Source organism: Pseudomonas sp. AIG, assembly GCF_977020205.1.
In genome coordinates, this window is sequence record NZ_CDROCK010000013.1 from 93,452 (window position 1) to 108,077 (window position 14,626).

Genomic DNA, 14,626 nt, shown 5'->3' on the forward strand with positions numbered 1-14,626 from the left:
ATGAGTCCGTTGAACCTTGCGTCACCCCTAACGCCACGACGGCTCAAACGCCTGCCTCTGGCCCTGTTGCTGGCAGGGTGCGCGAGCTGGACTCACGGTTACGCCGCCGACTCCGAAACCCCGGCGCCGGTGCCGGCCGGCAAGCCGGCCGCCAACAGTTCGCAATTGGAAACCGTGACCGTTACCACCCGTCGCCGCGAGGAAAGTTCGCAGGATGTACCGACGCCGATGAGCGTGGTCAGCGGGCAGAATCTGGAGACGCAACGGGTCTACCGGATTCAGGATTTGCAGCAACTGGTGCCTAGCGTCAACGTCGCCTACATGCACGCACGCCAGTCCAGCGTGTCGATCCGTGGCCTCGGTAATAACCCGGCCAGTGATGGTCTGGAAGGCAGCGTCGGCTTGTACATCGACAACGTCTATCTGGGCCGTCCGGGGATGGCGGTATTTGACTTGATGGACATCGAACAGCTCGAAGTCTTGCGTGGTCCGCAGGGCACGCTGTTCGGCAAAAACACCACCGCTGGGGTGATCAATATCAGCACCCGCGCGCCAAGCTTCACCCCTGAACGCAGCATCGAAACGTCGGTCGGCGAGGACGGTTACTTCCAGACCAAGGGCACCATTTCCGGCCCGCTCAACGATCAACTGGCCGGGCGCTTTTCGGCCTATCGCACCCGTAGCGACGGCGACATCAAAAATGAATACGACGGCCATGATTTGAATGGCGGCTCGCGCGAGGGCTTCCGCGCGCAACTGCTGTTCAAGCCCAACGAAGATTTCAACCTGCGCTGGATCGGCGACTACAACGAAGAGGATTCCAGCGCCGGCACTCGCGTGTTGTACAACACCGGGCCGACAATCAACGGCGTCAACCTCTACCAGGCGCGCGCCAATGCGGCCGGCGCGACGCTGGTCAACGGCTCGCACCGCAAGGTCAATCTGGACAACGATCAGCACGTCACCGTGCATCAGGGTGGCACGTCCGTGGAGGCCAACTGGACACTGCCGAGCGACTTCACGCTGACCTCGATCAGCTCCTACCGCTTCTGGAATTTCACCCCGCGCAACGACGACGGCCTCAACGTGCCGGCGAGTTACAACGCCGGGGTCTCGGTGGAGGACAAACAGTACTCGCAAGAATTTCGCCTGGCCTCGCCTAAGGGCGAGTTCTTCGATTACGTCGTCGGCGCTTACTACTTCGGTTCGGATCTGGACAACAAATCCTTCGCTTATTACGGCCCGCAAGCCGACATCTGGAACGGCACGGCGCGCGGTGCTTTAGCCAACGTCACCAGCATTGGCAACGGCCATATCAAGACCGACAGCTTTGCCCTGTTCGCCCAAGGCACCTGGCACCTCACCGAACGGCTGGATTTCACTGCCGGGGTGCGTGGCACTTATGAAGAGAAATCCGCTTGGGTCACGCGCGATGCGCCGATTGGGGGCGCTGCCGTAACGGGCGCTGCAGCCACGGCGCGACGCGGGCGTGCCGGCGCTTATGATTCCGGCGACTTGAACCAGTACAGCTCCAGCCCGTCCGGGTTGCTCAACCTCAGCTATCGCATCACCGATGATGTATTGGGTTATGCCACGTTGTCCCACGGCGAAAAATCCGGCGGGGTTAACCTCGCGGTCGGTTCCGCGCCGGTGGCCGGCGCCGATTCACTGCTGATCGGCACCGAACGCGCGAACAACGCCGAGCTCGGCTTCAAAAGCACGCTGTGGGACCACCGTCTGCAACTCAACGCCAACGTCTTCTGGACCCAGGTCAACGCTTACCAGACCAACGCCTACGACGCGGACAATCGCGTGCAATACCTGACCAACGCCGGCTCCGTGCGCTCGCGCGGCGTCGAATTCGAAAGCACGGTGATCCCGCTGCGCGGCCTGACCCTGAACATCAACGGCTCCTACAACGACGTCAGCTACCTCTCGTACAAAGATGCGCCGTGCCCGCCGGAAGTCAGCCAGGCGCCGGGCGCTCCTGCCTCTTGCGACCTCAGCGGCCATCAAGTGGTCGGCGCCTCGAAATGGATCGGCAACGCCAACGGCGAATACAAATGGAATCTGGATAACGGCTTCGAACCTTACGTCACCGCGAGCTATGCATTCCGCTCCAAAGCCGTCGGCACAGTCGAGGATTCCGACTACGGCCAGATCCCGAGTTACGCCGTGGTCAACTTTTCCACCGGTCTGCGCGGCGACTTCAACCAAGGCCAGTGGGACGTGTCGCTGTGGCTGAAAAACGCCTTCGACAAAACCTACTACACGACCCTGTGGACGGGCGGTAACGGCGGCTATGAAGGCCTGCTCGGCACACCCCGCACCCTCGGCGTCACCGGTCGCTACGACTTCTGATTCGTTACTCAAGGAGCTGCATCATGTTGCCTATCAAAACGGCTTTGCCGGTGTTGCTGTCCGGCGCAGTGCTCAGTGCCGGCGCCTTCGCCGCGCCGAGTGTTTACCCGACGGGCGTCACTCGTTACGACCCGAACAAGGCGTTCAACCAGTACGTGATTTTCAGCGGCGCCGACAAGCAAACGCACCTGATTGATATGAACGGCAACGAGGTGAAAACCTGGCCGCAGGCGGGTTTCCCGTCGGCGATCATCGATCCAAAACTGGTCGGCGGCGAACGCGGGCATGTGTTGCTGCAACTGAGTGACAAGGATCCCGGCAAGCTCGGTTCGGCTGGCAATGGTCTGGGCAATCAGAGCGTTGGCGAGCTGGACTGGAGCGGCAAAGTCGTCTGGCAGTGGGGCGACAAGGCGCCCGGTGGCGCAGCGCAACAGCATCATGATCAACGTCGTTTGAGCAACGGCAACACCGTGGTGCTGGCGAACAAGGTGCACACGGTCAAAGGCTTCAAAGTGCCCGAGGTGATCGACGATGCCATCTATGAAGTCAGCCCGGACGGCGCGGTGAAATGGCAGTGGCTGGCCTCGGAGCATCTGAATGAGTTCGGCTTCACGCCAGAGCAATTGAAGCTGGTACGGGCGAGTGATGATGCGGATTACCTGCACATCAACAACCTCAGTGTGGTCGGGCCGAACAAATGGTTCGATGCCGGTGATAAACGCTTCAATCCGGACAACCTGTTGTTTGATTCACGCAACGCCAACTTCATCGCGATCATCGACAAAAGCAGCGGCAAAGTGGTCTGGCGCCTCGGGCCGAATCTGCCACTGATCAATCCGAAAGCGCCCCGGACATTGCCGCGCCCGGTGGATCAGTTTGTCGGCCAGCACGATGCTCATATCATTCCTGCCGGATTGCCTGGTGCCGGCAACTTGCTGGTGTTCGATAACCAGGGTTCGGCGGGTTATCCGAACGTCACCCTCGGGCTGATTTCCGGTTCGCGGGTGTTGGAAATCGATCCGCTGAAAAACGAGATCGTCTGGCAGTACAGCGCGGCGAATTCGAAGCAGCCGGGATGGGCGTTCTACAGTTCGTTTATCAGCAGTGCTCGGCGTTTGCCCAATGGCAACACGTTGATCGACGAGGGCATGAACGGGCGGTTTTTCCAGGTGACGGCCAGCGGTGAAAACGTCTGGGAATACGTCAGCCCGTATCTCGGCAAAGCGCCGGGCAGCGACGCGATCAGCAACTGGGTGTATCGGGCGCTGCCTGTGAGTTATGACTGGGTGCCAACGGGTACGCCGCGCTCCGAGACGGCGGTTAATGCCCCGGTTGTCGGTGTGCAGCAAACCAATGCCAGTCGTTAGTTGAAATGGCATTAATGCTCGAACCAACGGCGATAACTGATGAGCGAGTTGAATGGTACTTATCGCCATTTCGTTAGTAACTCGTGTGGACAATAATTGAATGTCCAGCCATCCTGACTGTCGTGAGTTTCCAGGAGGAAACTTGCTCTCATCGGAAGACACTTATCCCCACGATAAAGGAAATCGAATCATGTCGAGCATTAATGGCACTTATGTGAACGCTAACGCTGGCGCCAAACTGACGATTACCGATGGCAACGACTCCAACGGTACATTCAGCGGGACGTTCAGCCAGGGCGGCGTTAACTATGACGTCAGCTACGGGCATTACCATTTCCAGAACAGCACCGGACAACCTACCACCATTACATTTGTCGGTCTGAATGGTAATAGCGGATTTCAAGCGTGGTCATTGTTTTCTCCTGATCACAATTACGCAAAAGTTCGCGCGGCCGGTTCCCGTACTAACTTTGACGGTGAAGTAGTGACCCTTGCAGGGGAATTCGTCAAACAATAAGACGCACGCAATCGATAAAGGCCGGTGCACGAAAGTGCTCCGGCCTTTTTGTTGTTTCGGAAAAATAACAATCAACTATCTACTTGGCATTAGTTGTCCAGCAAAACCGGGTCAGGCGAATTTGATGCGTTGAATGAATACTTTCCATGCCTGAAAAGCATGCGATTTTTCACGTATCGCTGCAGCCCGCGTGGTACGTGGCTTTGGCAGAATTGATCAATTTATATATTCCATAAAAGCCTATGCATAACGTTAAAGATTACTTTCGGAGATAAGCGTCAAGCCCAATGATTCACCCATCGATCCGCCGTGGGGGATTCAGCAAACGGTCGATCGGCAGTTTTTGTAGAGAACGCAAAAAGACCGCAGGGAGTGAATCAATGGGCAATGTCCAGACCGCCGCCAGCGCAGAGGAATTGCTGTGGCGTCAGACGCCGGGTGGCGAATTGGTCGATCTCGGCCGGCCGCATCGTGTGCCGTTGGGGCAGTTGCGTTTGCAGCGTGCGCCCAAAGGCATTCTGAGTCGGCGCGAAACAATTCTGCTCGGCATGCTCGCGTTGGTGGTGCACGGCGCGGTGATCTACTGGATCAGCCAAAAACCGACGCCGGTGCTGCCGATCGTGCCGCCGGAAATTCCGCCGATGACCATCGAGTTCTCGCGCCCGGCACCGCCAGCACCACCGGTTGTCGAGCCACCGCCGCCTGCGCCTGTGGTTGAGCCGCCACCGCCAGTGGAAGACGAACTGGCGGTTAAGCCACCGCCGCCAAAACCGCTTCCGAAACCGAAACCGGTGGTTAAACAGGCACCCAAACCGGCACCAAAAGCCGTCGAGCAACCACCGGCGCCGCCACAACCGGCAGCCCCGGTTGCCGCGCCAGCGCCACCTGCTCCTCCCGCGCCGGCACCGGTAACCCCGGCATCAGCGAATGCCGCGTACCTGAAAAACCCGGCGCCGGAATACCCGTCGCTGGCCCAGCGTCGCGGTTGGGAAGGGACGGTGTTGCTGCGCGTGCATGTGTTGGCCAGCGGCAAACCGGGCGAGATCCAGATTGCCAAAAGCAGCGGTCGGCAACAGCTCGACGACGCGGCGCTGAACGCCGTGAAACGTTGGAGTTTCGTTCCGGCCAAGCAGGGTGATGTCGCCCAGGACGGCTGGGTCAGCGTGCCCATCGATTTCAAGATTCATTAAACCGAAACCAAATTCGCGCGAAACGTTTACACGAGGGAATACATCATGACGTTACTGGCATCTCCACTGGAATCCATCGAAAGCGCGGTGATCTGGCTGCTGGTGGTTTTTTCCGTCGCCACCTGGGGTCTGGCATTGCTCAAGGCTTGGCAGTTCGGGCGTCTGAAGGCGCAGGATCGCCGTTTTCATAAAAGTTTCTGGGCGGCGTCGAGTCTGGATTCAGCCGCTGAATTGAGCGAGACCCAACCCGGCGCAGCCGCACGAGTAGCGCAGGCCGGTTACGCAGCGATCCAAGTGGGCGAGGCGCCGCAGGCCAATGATTTGAGCCAGGCGATCAACCATCAGGATCGCCTGGAGCGCGCCCTGCGTCAGCAGATCGTCCGCGAACGCCGTTCGCTGGAAACAGGCTTGGCAGTGGTCGCCAGTATTGGCAGTACGTCGCCGTTCATTGGTTTGTTCGGCACGGTCTGGGGAATCATGGAGGCGTTGAAAGGCATCAGCGCGGCGGGGTCGGCGAGCCTGGAAACAGTCGCAGGTCCGATCGGTGCAGCCTTGGTTGCAACGGGTGTGGGGATCGCCGTCGCGGTGCCGGCGGTGCTGGTTTACAACTACTTTTTGCGTCGTTTGAAGCTGACGGCGGCGGACCTGGATGACTTTGCCCACGACTTCTACAGCCTGGCGCAGAAGAGTGCATTCCGCGTGTTGATCCACCCGACGGCGCACAAGGTCGCAACGCCGGGTAACGCGGCAAAAGTGAAGGAGGCGTCCTGATATGGCCTTCTCCACGCAAGACAGTGATGAGGTGCTCAGCGAGATCAACGTGACGCCGCTGGTGGACGTGATGCTGGTGCTGCTGGTGGTGTTTATCGTCACCGCGCCGCTGCTGACCAACGCGATCCCGATCAACCTGCCGAAGACCGAAGCGGTGGCGCCGGTCGAGCAGAAGGACCCGCTGGTGGTGAGCATCGACGGTGCCGGCAAACTGTTTATCAACAAGGATGAGATTCAGCCGGACTTGCTGGAATTCAACCTCAAGTCGGCCAAGGCCAAGGACCCGGAAGTGCGCGTGCAGTTGCAGGCGGATGATGGGGTGAACTACGGCGAAGTGGCACGGGCGATGGCTTCGATTGAACGGGCGGGGATTACCAAGTTGTCGGTGATTACTGCGCGGTAACAGGATTTACGTTTTTCCGGGGCCGTCTCCTTGGCAGGGTGCGGCCCTTTTTTTATTTCTGGCATTAGAAGCGAAGCCCTCACCCTAGCCCTCCCGAAACGTCGGACCGCCCATAGGGAGAGGGGACTGGTCGCGTTGTTCTTACGAGTTACACCGACATGAAAAATCCAGTCGAACTCCGGATTTGAAAGGCCTGGTGATCGGCTCCCTTTCCCCCTCGCCCCCATGGGGGAGAGGGCTGGGGTGAGGGGGGAAAAGATTTCAAGCCATGCACAAATCTCATATTCATTTCAGGTCTTAATAAATAGCTTCTTATTCCTTAACGAATATAAATCCCCTCCCTATACTCGTTCAGGAACAGACACGACGCAGGAGAGCTCCCCATGCGCAACGAATCAATCCGCTACCTGATTGTGCCGGGCTGGCAAGGATCGCCAGAAGATCATTGGCAAAGCCACTGGCAAAACAGCCTGCCGAACAGTGCGCGGGTCGAGCAGGCCGATTGGCTGACGCCGCGCCGCGAAGACTGGGTCGCGGCATTGGCCGAGGCGATTGCCGCCGACAGCACGCCGGTGATCCTTATCGCTCACAGTCTCGGTTGCATCACCGTTGCCCATTGGGCGGCCACGGCGCCGTTGCAATACCTGCGTCAGGTACGCGGCGCCTTGCTGGTCGCGCCAGCGGACGTCGAGCGTCCGGCCTGCGCGCCGGCACTGCGCAACTACGCGCCTATTCCGACTGACCTGCTGCCGTTCCCGAGCCAGGTCGTCAGCTCCGACAACGACGCCGCCGTCAGCGCGCCGCGCGCTCTGGAGCTGGCGCGTAACTGGGGCGCCGAGGCGGGGATTCTTGCCGGTGCCGGGCACATCAACGTCAAATCCGGGCATCAGCGCTGGGAGCAGGGATTTGCTTATCTCTATCGCCTGCAAAACCGCATGGAACACCACGCCCGCCGTCGCGCCTGATTTTATTTCTTTCAACGCCCCCGTCTCCGGCGGTTCTGGGCGGGAGTCTGCCATGAGTTTTGAAACTTTCGGTCAGCCGTTGCTGACCTTTCCCGATGCGGAAAAAAGCCCCCTGAGCATTCGCGCCAAGGCGCTGGTGTTTGTCGATCCGCGTTCGCGTCAGTTGCGCGAGGAGTTGGAGCAATTAGCCCCGCGTGCGATTTCAGTATTGATTCGCGGTGAGACGGGGACAGGTAAAGAACTGCTCGCCCGGCACATCCATCGCGCCAGTGATCGCAGCGGTCTGTTCGTTTCGGTCAATTGCGGTGCGATCAGCCCGACCTACGCCGATGCCGAACTGTTTGGCTATGCCGCCGGCACCTACAGCGGTTCGGCGAGCAGTCGCGCCGGATGGTTCGGTTCGGCCAATGGCGGCACCTTGTACCTCGATGAAATCGGCGACTTGCCGCTGCCGATCCAGATCAAACTACTGGCAGCGCTGGAGAACCACGAAGTCACCCGTGTCGGTGCGCCTCAGCCGAGCCCGGTAGACGTGCGCCTGGTGGCCGCGACCAGCATCGATCTGGCGCAAGCGGTGGACGCGGGGAAATTCCACGAGCGGCTCTATCACTACTTGAGCGAAGGGCAACTGGAACTGCCCGCCTTGCGCGCGCGCATCGGCGACATTCTTTCGCTGGCCGAATATTTTCTCGGCATTTACAGCCAGCGCCTCGACTTGCCCGTGCCGCTGATCAGCGAAGCCGCGCAGCACGTGCTCGAACAACACAGTTGGCCGGGCAACACCCGCGAGCTGGAAAATGTCATTCACTTTGCCTTGCTGGTGAGCACCGGCGACGAGATTCTGCCGGAGCACTTGAACCTGCCCGAGGTGTCTGGGCCGCAGCTTCAGATCGAACGGCTGGTTACACAAATCAACATCGGCGGCAGCGTCGCCGAGCGTAAGGCATTGAAAGATCTGCTGATTCGTTTGAGTGAGGCGGTGTAACTGTTTCGTTCAACATGAACAAAATGGAATATGAAGCTGAATAAACGTTATTGTCCGGGAATAAAAAATCCCGGTATTGTCCGACCCACGCCAGCGATATCACTTCACTGGCACACGTATTAATGCCGTCGTCGATGACGACCGTGATTTTCGATAAGGACACTGCATGAAAAAGGTTCTGTTGTTTACCGCATTGGCGGCTGCTCTGACTGCTTCCCTGGCCAATGCCGGCGAGAAACTGGTGGTTGCCGCGACCCCGGTGCCGCACGCTGAAATCCTTGAGCTGATCAAACCGACCCTGGCCAAAGAAGGCGTGGATCTGGAAATCAAGGTGTTCACCGACTACGTTCAGCCGAACGTACAGGTTGGCGAGAAGCGTCTGGACGCCAACTACTTCCAGACCCTGCCGTACCTGAACAGCTTCAACCAGGGCAAATACAAGGACGACAAATCCAAGTACCTGGTGACCGTGCAGGGCGTGCACGTTGAACCGTTCGGTGGCTACTCGAGCAAGTACAAGACCCTGGCTGAACTGCCGGACGGCGCCACCATCGCCATCCCCAACGAAGGTAGCAACAGCGGTCGCGCGCTGATCCTGCTGCAGAAGGCTGGCCTGATCGAGCTGAAAGATCCGAAAAACGCTCTGGCAACGCCAAAAGACATCGCCAAGAACCCGCACAACTTCAAGTTCAAGGAACTGGAATCGGCCCTGCTGCCACGCGTTCTGAAGGAAGTTGATCTGGACATGATCAACACCAACTACGCGCTGGAAGCCAAGTTGAATCCGCAGAAAGATGCGCTGGTGATTGAGGGCGCTGACTCGCCGTACGTGAACTTCCTGGTGGCCCGTGAGGACAACAAGAACAGCGACGCGATCCAGAAACTGGCCAAAGCCCTGACCAGCCCGGAAGTCAAAGCGTTCATCGAGAAAAAGTACAACGGCGCGGTACTGCCGGCGTTCTGATCTGACGCTTGAACCACCCCCTTCAAGGTGTGAAAACGCCGATGGCCAGTGATGGGCATCGGCGTTTTTGTGTGTGCGTTGAAAAGCCCCTCACCCTAGCCCTCCCGAAACGTCGGACCGCCCAGAGGGAGAGGGGACTGATCGGGGGATGCTGTGGAAGTACGCCGACGTGAAAGAGCTCTGCCGAATCCATAATCGACTCGATCTCTCAGGTCGATGTTTGACGCAAGACAGATCAGGTCGGCTCCCTCTCCCCCTGGGAGAGGGCTGGGGTGAGGGTGCTTTTGATCTTGAGCTCAGGCCACCTGGGCCTTCAACGCCCGCCTCAACGCCACCAACAATTTCACAATCTCCTGCGGATCCAGTCGCTGCGGCACTTTTACGTCCATGTTTTCTTCCTTGTTATGGGTTTGGCCGGGAGAGTCTGGCCAAAAGCTGATCATCCTTGGAGGGCTTTCGTGAAAAAAAGATCCGTCCTACAGCGCAAAGGAAAATAGCCTTCTTATTCCTTCCCGGCAAACCCACAAGATAGTTTTTTGGGTGATATCAATATGCTTTAACGGTATTTAAATTCTTGTTTTTATACCTATAAAGTCGGTGCTTGCCGGACAGCCATCCGCTGTCCATGGACTGCACCACCGTCGCTTACCGAGCGGCGTCCAGGACGTTTCATGACTTTCGATTACGCATTTATCCTCAGCACCCTGCCGGCGTTTCTCAAAGCCGTGGGCGTGACGCTGCAGGTGGGTTTTATCGCCATTGGCACCTCGTTGCTGGTGGCGCTGCTCAACGCGTCGATTCTGGTATTTCGCACGCCTTACCTGCAAAAACTGGTGGGCCTGTATGTGGAGCTGGCGCGTAACACGCCGCTGCTGATCCAGTTGTTTTTCGTCTACTTCGCCTTGCCGGCCGTGGGGATTCAGGTGTCCGGTTTCACTGCCGCGATCATCACCATGACCTTCCTTGGCGGCGCTTACCTCACCGAAGTGCTGCGTGCTGGCGTCGATGCGGTGCCGCAGGCACAACTGGAATCGGGGCGCTCGATCGGCCTGTCCCACGGCCAGTTGCTGCGCTACGTGATTCTGCCGCAAGCGGGGATTCTCAGCCTGCCGTCGCTGTTCGCCAATTTCATATTCCTGCTCAAGGAAACCACCGTGGTCTCGGCGGTGGCGGTGCCGGAAATCCTCTACACCACCAAGAGCTACATCGCGCTCTATTACAAAACCTACGAAATGCTCGCCGTGCTGACGCTGATCTGCGTGCTGCTGTTTTTGCCGCTGTCGCTACTGCTCAGCCGTCTGGAAAGGAGGCTCCAGCATGGCCAGTTCGGGTCTTGAGTTGCTCTGGGTGTCGCTGCCGCAATTGGCCAAAGGCGCCGGGCAAACCTTGTCGATCTCGTTTCTGAGCATCGCCATCAGCACCGTCGGTGGCGTGCTCTACGGCGTGTTGCGCACGTTGAACGTGACGTGGCTGAACGCGATCCTGCGGGTGTATCTGGAGCTGTTCCGGGCGATCCCGGTGCTGGTCTGGTTGTACCTGCTGTTTTTCGGCTTGCCGATTTTCTTCGGCCTGAGCATTCCGAGTTTCTGGTGCGCGGTGCTGGTGCTGTCGCTGTGGGGCGCCAGCGAGGTCGGCGAAGTGGCGCGCGGAGCCCTGCATTCGTTGCCGCGCGGGCAGCGTGAGGCGGGGCTGTCGATTGGTCTGAACGCCGCGCAACTCTACGGCTACGTGCTGCTGCCGCAAGCGCTGAAACGCATGACGCCGCCGACCATCAACGTCTACACGCGGATCATCAAGACCAGCTCGCTGGCGGTGCTCATCGGTGTGGTCGACGTGATCAAGGTCGGCCAGCAGATCATCGAGCGTACTTACGAATCGGTGCTGATCTACGGCGCGCTGTTCCTGTTTTTCTTTTTCATCTGCTACCCGTTGTCGGCCGCCTCGCGCGTGCTGGAGCGGCGCTGGACGCAAGCATGAGCGCATTGATCGAGTTTCACGGCTTCAACAAATTCTATGGCGAGCAGCAGGTGCTCAACGGCATCGACCTGCAGGTGCAGAGTGGCGAAGTGATCGTCATCCTCGGCCCCAGCGGTTGCGGCAAAAGTACCTTGCTGCGGTGCCTCAATGGACTGGAACAGGCCCACAGCGGCAGCCTGAAATTCCTCGGCCGTGAGCTGCTGGACAAGGCCACCGACTGGCGCGAGATCCGTCAGCAGATCGGAATGGTGTTTCAGAGTTACCACCTGTTCCCGCACATGAGTGTGCTCGACAATTTGCTGCTCGGTCCGCTGAAGGTGCAAAAACGTCAGCGCCGCGAAGCGCAACAGCAAGCCGAAGCGCTGCTTGAACGCGTGGGGCTGGCGGAGAAGCGCGATGCCTTCCCGCGTCAGCTCTCCGGCGGTCAGCAGCAACGCATCGCCATCGTTCGCTCGCTGTGCATGAACCCGCGCGTGATGCTCTTCGACGAAGTCACCGCCGCCCTCGACCCGGAAATGGTCAAGGAAGTTTTGCAGGTCATCCAGGGCCTGGCCCGTGAAGGCATGACCCTGTTGATTGTCACCCATGAAATGGCCTTCGCCCGCGCGGTGGCCGACCGCATCGTGTTCATGGATGCCGGGCGCATCCTTGAACAGAACCCGCCCGAGATTTTCTTTACGAACCCGCAAACCGCACGCGCGCAGCAGTTTCTGGAGAAGTTCTCCTTCGTGGCAACACTGCCAAAAACGAATCCGACAAAGGAACTGGAACTGTTATGAAAACTGCCGCTTTTTTACTGCCCCTGCTCAGCCTCGCCTTGCTCGCCGGTTGCGGCAAGACCGAAGAAACACCGAAGCCGAAAGTCGCCAGCGAAAGCACCGCGCCCGCCGGTTATCTGGACAAGATCAAGGCCCGCGACAAACTGATCGTGGGTGTCTTCACCGACAAACCGCCGTTTGGTTTCGTCGATGAAGCCGGACGCTACGTCGGCTTCGATACCGACATCGGTCGTCGTTTCGCCAAGGATCTGCTCGGCGACGAAAACAAGGTCGAATTCGTTGCCGTCGAACCGGCAAGCCGTATCCCGTTTCTGCAAAGCGACAAAGTCGATCTGATCCTCGCCAACATGACCGTGACCCCGGAGCGCAAGGAAGCGGTGGAATTCACCAATCCGAATCTCAAGGTCGCGGTGCAGGCGCTGGTGCCGCAGAGCAGTTCGGTGAAAAACCTCGATGATCTGGCGACGCGCACCACCATCGTCACCACCGGCACTACCGCTGATATCTGGCTGACCAAGAATCATCCGGACTGGAAATTACTGAAGTTCGAGAAAAACTCCGAGTCGCTGCAAGCCCTGGCCAACGGGCGTGGCGATGCTTATGCACAGGACAATCTGGTGCTGTTCAGCTGGGCCAAACAGAACCCGGGTTATCGCGTGCTGGATGACAAACTGGGTGCCGAAGCGCCGATTGCGCCAGCGGTGAAGAAGGGCAATATCGAGCTGCGTGACTGGGTGAATACCGAGCTGGCCAAGTTGGGTGAGGAAAAGTATCTGCTCAAGCTGTACGACCAATATGTGCGTAAAGAGCTGAGTGATGACACCAAGCCTGAGAGCGTGATTGTTGAAGGCGGCAAGTGGCAGGGGTGATTGTCTGTCAGGTCGGTGGTGAGGTCTGCCCCTCACCCCAGCCCTCTCCCGAGGGAGAGGGAGCCGACCGAGGTGTCTTGCATCGGACATCGACCTGACAAACCGAATCGATTATGGATTCACAGACGCATTTCGCGTCGGCGTCACTTCGACTTTGGATTCACAGAAGCATTTTCACGTCGGCGTCACTCTTGAGCATCCCCCAATCAGTCCCCTCTCCCTTTGGGAGAGGGTTAGGGTGAGGGGCTTTTAATCCGGCCAGTTCCACGCCGGCTCATCCAGCACCCGCTGCCCGACAATCCCGGTCTGTCCCAAGGTTTTCTCCAACACGATGCAATTGCACTCCGGGTCTTCCTGCAACGCCGCAATCAACCGCCGCGCATGCGAAACCACCCACACCTGACACTGCTCCGACGCACGAATGATCAACCGCGCCAACGCCGGCAGCAGATCCGGGTGCAGACTGGTTTCCGGTTCGTTCAGCACCATCAGCGACGGCGGCCTCGGCGTCAGTAGTGCCGCAACCAACAGCAGATAACGTAGCGTCCCGTCCGACAGCTCCGCCGCGGACAATGGCCGCAACAAACCTTCCTGATAAAACTCGATGGCAAACCGTCCACCGGCCTGCGCTTCGATATGCACGCGTGCACCGGGAAACGCATCGGTTATCGCCCCACGCATCGCGTCGCCATCACCAATCTCGATGATGGTCTGCAACGCCGCCGCCAGGTCTCTGCCATCGTGGTGCAGCACCGGCGTGCGCGTGCCTAATTGCAGCTGACGCACCGGTGCATCGGCATCACTGCGAAAGTGATCGTAGAAGCGCCAGCGGCGAATGAACTCGCGCATCTGGAACACTTCCGGCGAGCTGCGCAGGCTGCCGACCTGATCGAACAGGCTGTCAAAGTTCGGCGTGTGCTGTGCCAGCACATCCCATTTGCGCTCGGCCCGTGCGCGGATCATCGGACCGTCACGATCCACCAGCAGGCTGGCGGGACGGTAAAGCGCGCCGGCCCAGATGCATTCGCGTTTGATCTGCGGGTCGAGGCTGAAGCGCGAGGGGATTGGCCGCGAATGCTCGGGCAACATGAAGTGCCCGTTGGAGTCAGGCAGCCCGAGGCTGATCGAGTAACTGAAATCTTCCCCGGCGAACCCCAGGCGCAGTCGCTTCACACCCTGACGCACCGTCGATTGAATGGGCACTTCGCCGTTGCGCATGCGCCGGCTGAGGGTTTCCGGCCCGGCCCAGAAGGTCGACTCCAGTCCGCCCTCGCGGGCCAGCGCATTGACCACGCCACCCTGAGCGGTTTCCGCCAACAGGCGCAAGGCCCGGTAGAGATTGGATTTGCCGCTGCCGTTGGGGCCGGTGATCAGGTTCAGCCGGCCCAGCGGGATCACCAGTTTGTTGATCGAACGGTAATTGGCCACTGCCAGAGTGTTGAGCATGGAATTCCTTCTCTTGAGACGCCTATTGTAGG

The 14,626-nt window shown here is 59.0% G+C and carries 14 protein-coding genes; 13 read left to right on the forward strand and 1 reads right to left on the reverse strand.

The genetic code is table 11. The features are described from left to right. The 13 genes from ACWR1S_RS10710 to ACWR1S_RS10770 all read left to right on the forward strand — a co-directional run bounded on the left by ACWR1S_RS10710 (position 1) and on the right by ACWR1S_RS10770 (position 13,148). On the forward strand, positions 1 to 2,361 hold the full coding sequence (locus tag ACWR1S_RS10710) for a TonB-dependent receptor (protein ID WP_454563450.1): 2,361 nt from the start codon (positions 1 to 3) through the stop codon (positions 2,359 to 2,361). A 23-nt stretch (positions 2,362 to 2,384) separates the two neighbouring features. Then, positions 2,385 to 3,728: an aryl-sulfate sulfotransferase gene (locus tag ACWR1S_RS10715; RefSeq protein ID WP_454563451.1), complete on the forward strand. Its 1,344-nt coding sequence runs from the start codon at positions 2,385 to 2,387 to the stop codon at positions 3,726 to 3,728. 190 nt (positions 3,729 to 3,918) lie between these two features. Beyond that, entirely contained in the window at positions 3,919 to 4,245 is a 327-nt protein-coding gene (locus ACWR1S_RS10720; RefSeq protein WP_038359731.1) for a hypothetical protein, read from the forward strand. Positions 4,246 to 4,625: 380 nt separating this feature from the next. Then, positions 4,626 to 5,435 carry an energy transducer TonB gene (locus ACWR1S_RS10725; RefSeq protein WP_454563452.1) on the forward strand — a complete coding sequence of 270 codons (810 nt, stop codon included), beginning with the start codon at positions 4,626 to 4,628 and terminating at the stop codon, positions 5,433 to 5,435. 45 nt (positions 5,436 to 5,480) lie between these two features. Then, positions 5,481 to 6,206, forward strand: coding sequence for a MotA/TolQ/ExbB proton channel family protein (locus tag ACWR1S_RS10730; RefSeq protein ID WP_454563453.1), 726 nt, complete (start codon positions 5,481 to 5,483; stop codon positions 6,204 to 6,206). Position 6,207: 1 nt separating this feature from the next. After that, on the forward strand, positions 6,208 to 6,609 hold the full coding sequence (locus tag ACWR1S_RS10735; protein ID WP_003220570.1) for an ExbD/TolR family protein: 402 nt from the start codon (positions 6,208 to 6,210) through the stop codon (positions 6,607 to 6,609). A gap of 383 nt (positions 6,610 to 6,992) precedes the next feature. Beyond that, a complete protein-coding gene (locus ACWR1S_RS10740; protein ID WP_454563454.1) occupies positions 6,993 to 7,574 on the forward strand; it encodes an alpha/beta hydrolase in 582 nt (193 codons plus the stop codon). A 52-nt stretch (positions 7,575 to 7,626) separates the two neighbouring features. After that, entirely contained in the window at positions 7,627 to 8,559 is a 933-nt protein-coding gene (locus ACWR1S_RS10745; protein ID WP_454563455.1) for a sigma 54-interacting transcriptional regulator, read from the forward strand. A gap of 166 nt (positions 8,560 to 8,725) precedes the next feature. Next, positions 8,726 to 9,523: a MetQ/NlpA family ABC transporter substrate-binding protein gene (locus ACWR1S_RS10750; RefSeq protein ID WP_007918708.1), complete on the forward strand. Its 798-nt coding sequence runs from the start codon at positions 8,726 to 8,728 to the stop codon at positions 9,521 to 9,523. A gap of 671 nt (positions 9,524 to 10,194) precedes the next feature. Then, positions 10,195 to 10,860 carry an amino acid ABC transporter permease gene (locus tag ACWR1S_RS10755; RefSeq protein WP_454563456.1) on the forward strand — a complete coding sequence of 222 codons (666 nt, stop codon included), beginning with the start codon at positions 10,195 to 10,197 and terminating at the stop codon, positions 10,858 to 10,860. Further along, on the forward strand, positions 10,841 to 11,500 hold the full coding sequence (locus ACWR1S_RS10760) for an amino acid ABC transporter permease (RefSeq protein ID WP_007918714.1): 660 nt from the start codon (positions 10,841 to 10,843) through the stop codon (positions 11,498 to 11,500). Before ACWR1S_RS10755 ends, ACWR1S_RS10760 begins: the two co-directional genes overlap by 20 nt. Continuing rightward, positions 11,497 to 12,279, forward strand: a complete 783-nt coding sequence (locus tag ACWR1S_RS10765) for an amino acid ABC transporter ATP-binding protein (protein ID WP_454563457.1) — start codon at positions 11,497 to 11,499, stop codon at positions 12,277 to 12,279. Before ACWR1S_RS10760 ends, ACWR1S_RS10765 begins: the two co-directional genes overlap by 4 nt. Further along, positions 12,276 to 13,148 (forward strand): transporter substrate-binding domain-containing protein, encoded by an 873-nt coding sequence (locus tag ACWR1S_RS10770; RefSeq protein WP_454563458.1) that lies wholly within the window; start codon positions 12,276 to 12,278, stop codon positions 13,146 to 13,148. Before ACWR1S_RS10765 ends, ACWR1S_RS10770 begins: the two co-directional genes overlap by 4 nt. A 249-nt stretch (positions 13,149 to 13,397) precedes the next feature. On the opposite strand, the gene ACWR1S_RS10775 is transcribed toward ACWR1S_RS10770, so the two are convergent. Then, positions 13,398 to 14,594 (reverse strand): AAA family ATPase, encoded by a 1,197-nt coding sequence (locus ACWR1S_RS10775; RefSeq protein WP_454563459.1) that lies wholly within the window; start codon positions 14,592 to 14,594, stop codon positions 13,398 to 13,400. Positions 14,595 to 14,626: the final 32 nt, after the last annotated feature.

Excerpts from the sequence above, each read along its gene's own strand:
- ACWR1S_RS10715 (WP_454563451.1), top strand. The coding sequence starts at position 2,385 with ATGTTGCCTATCAAAACGGCTTTGCCGGTGTTGCTGTCCGGCGCAGTG.
- ACWR1S_RS10725 (WP_454563452.1), top strand. The coding sequence starts at position 4,626 with ATGGGCAATGTCCAGACCGCCGCCAGCGCAGAGGAATTGCTGTGGCGT.
- ACWR1S_RS10755 (WP_454563456.1), top strand. The coding sequence starts at position 10,195 with ATGACTTTCGATTACGCATTTATCCTCAGCACCCTGCCGGCGTTTCTC.
- ACWR1S_RS10750 (WP_007918708.1), top strand. The coding sequence starts at position 8,726 with ATGAAAAAGGTTCTGTTGTTTACCGCATTGGCGGCTGCTCTGACTGCT.
- ACWR1S_RS10745 (WP_454563455.1), top strand. The coding sequence starts at position 7,627 with ATGAGTTTTGAAACTTTCGGTCAGCCGTTGCTGACCTTTCCCGATGCG.
- ACWR1S_RS10770 (WP_454563458.1), top strand. The coding sequence starts at position 12,276 with ATGAAAACTGCCGCTTTTTTACTGCCCCTGCTCAGCCTCGCCTTGCTC.
- ACWR1S_RS10710 (WP_454563450.1), top strand. The coding sequence starts at position 1 with ATGAGTCCGTTGAACCTTGCGTCACCCCTAACGCCACGACGGCTCAAA.
- ACWR1S_RS10720 (WP_038359731.1), top strand. The coding sequence starts at position 3,919 with ATGTCGAGCATTAATGGCACTTATGTGAACGCTAACGCTGGCGCCAAA.
- ACWR1S_RS10760 (WP_007918714.1), top strand. The coding sequence starts at position 10,841 with ATGGCCAGTTCGGGTCTTGAGTTGCTCTGGGTGTCGCTGCCGCAATTG.
- ACWR1S_RS10740 (WP_454563454.1), top strand. The coding sequence starts at position 6,993 with ATGCGCAACGAATCAATCCGCTACCTGATTGTGCCGGGCTGGCAAGGA.
- ACWR1S_RS10735 (WP_003220570.1), top strand. The coding sequence starts at position 6,208 with ATGGCCTTCTCCACGCAAGACAGTGATGAGGTGCTCAGCGAGATCAAC.
- ACWR1S_RS10775 (WP_454563459.1), bottom strand. The coding sequence starts at position 14,594 with ATGCTCAACACTCTGGCAGTGGCCAATTACCGTTCGATCAACAAACTG.
- ACWR1S_RS10730 (WP_454563453.1), top strand. The coding sequence starts at position 5,481 with ATGACGTTACTGGCATCTCCACTGGAATCCATCGAAAGCGCGGTGATC.
- ACWR1S_RS10765 (WP_454563457.1), top strand. The coding sequence starts at position 11,497 with ATGAGCGCATTGATCGAGTTTCACGGCTTCAACAAATTCTATGGCGAG.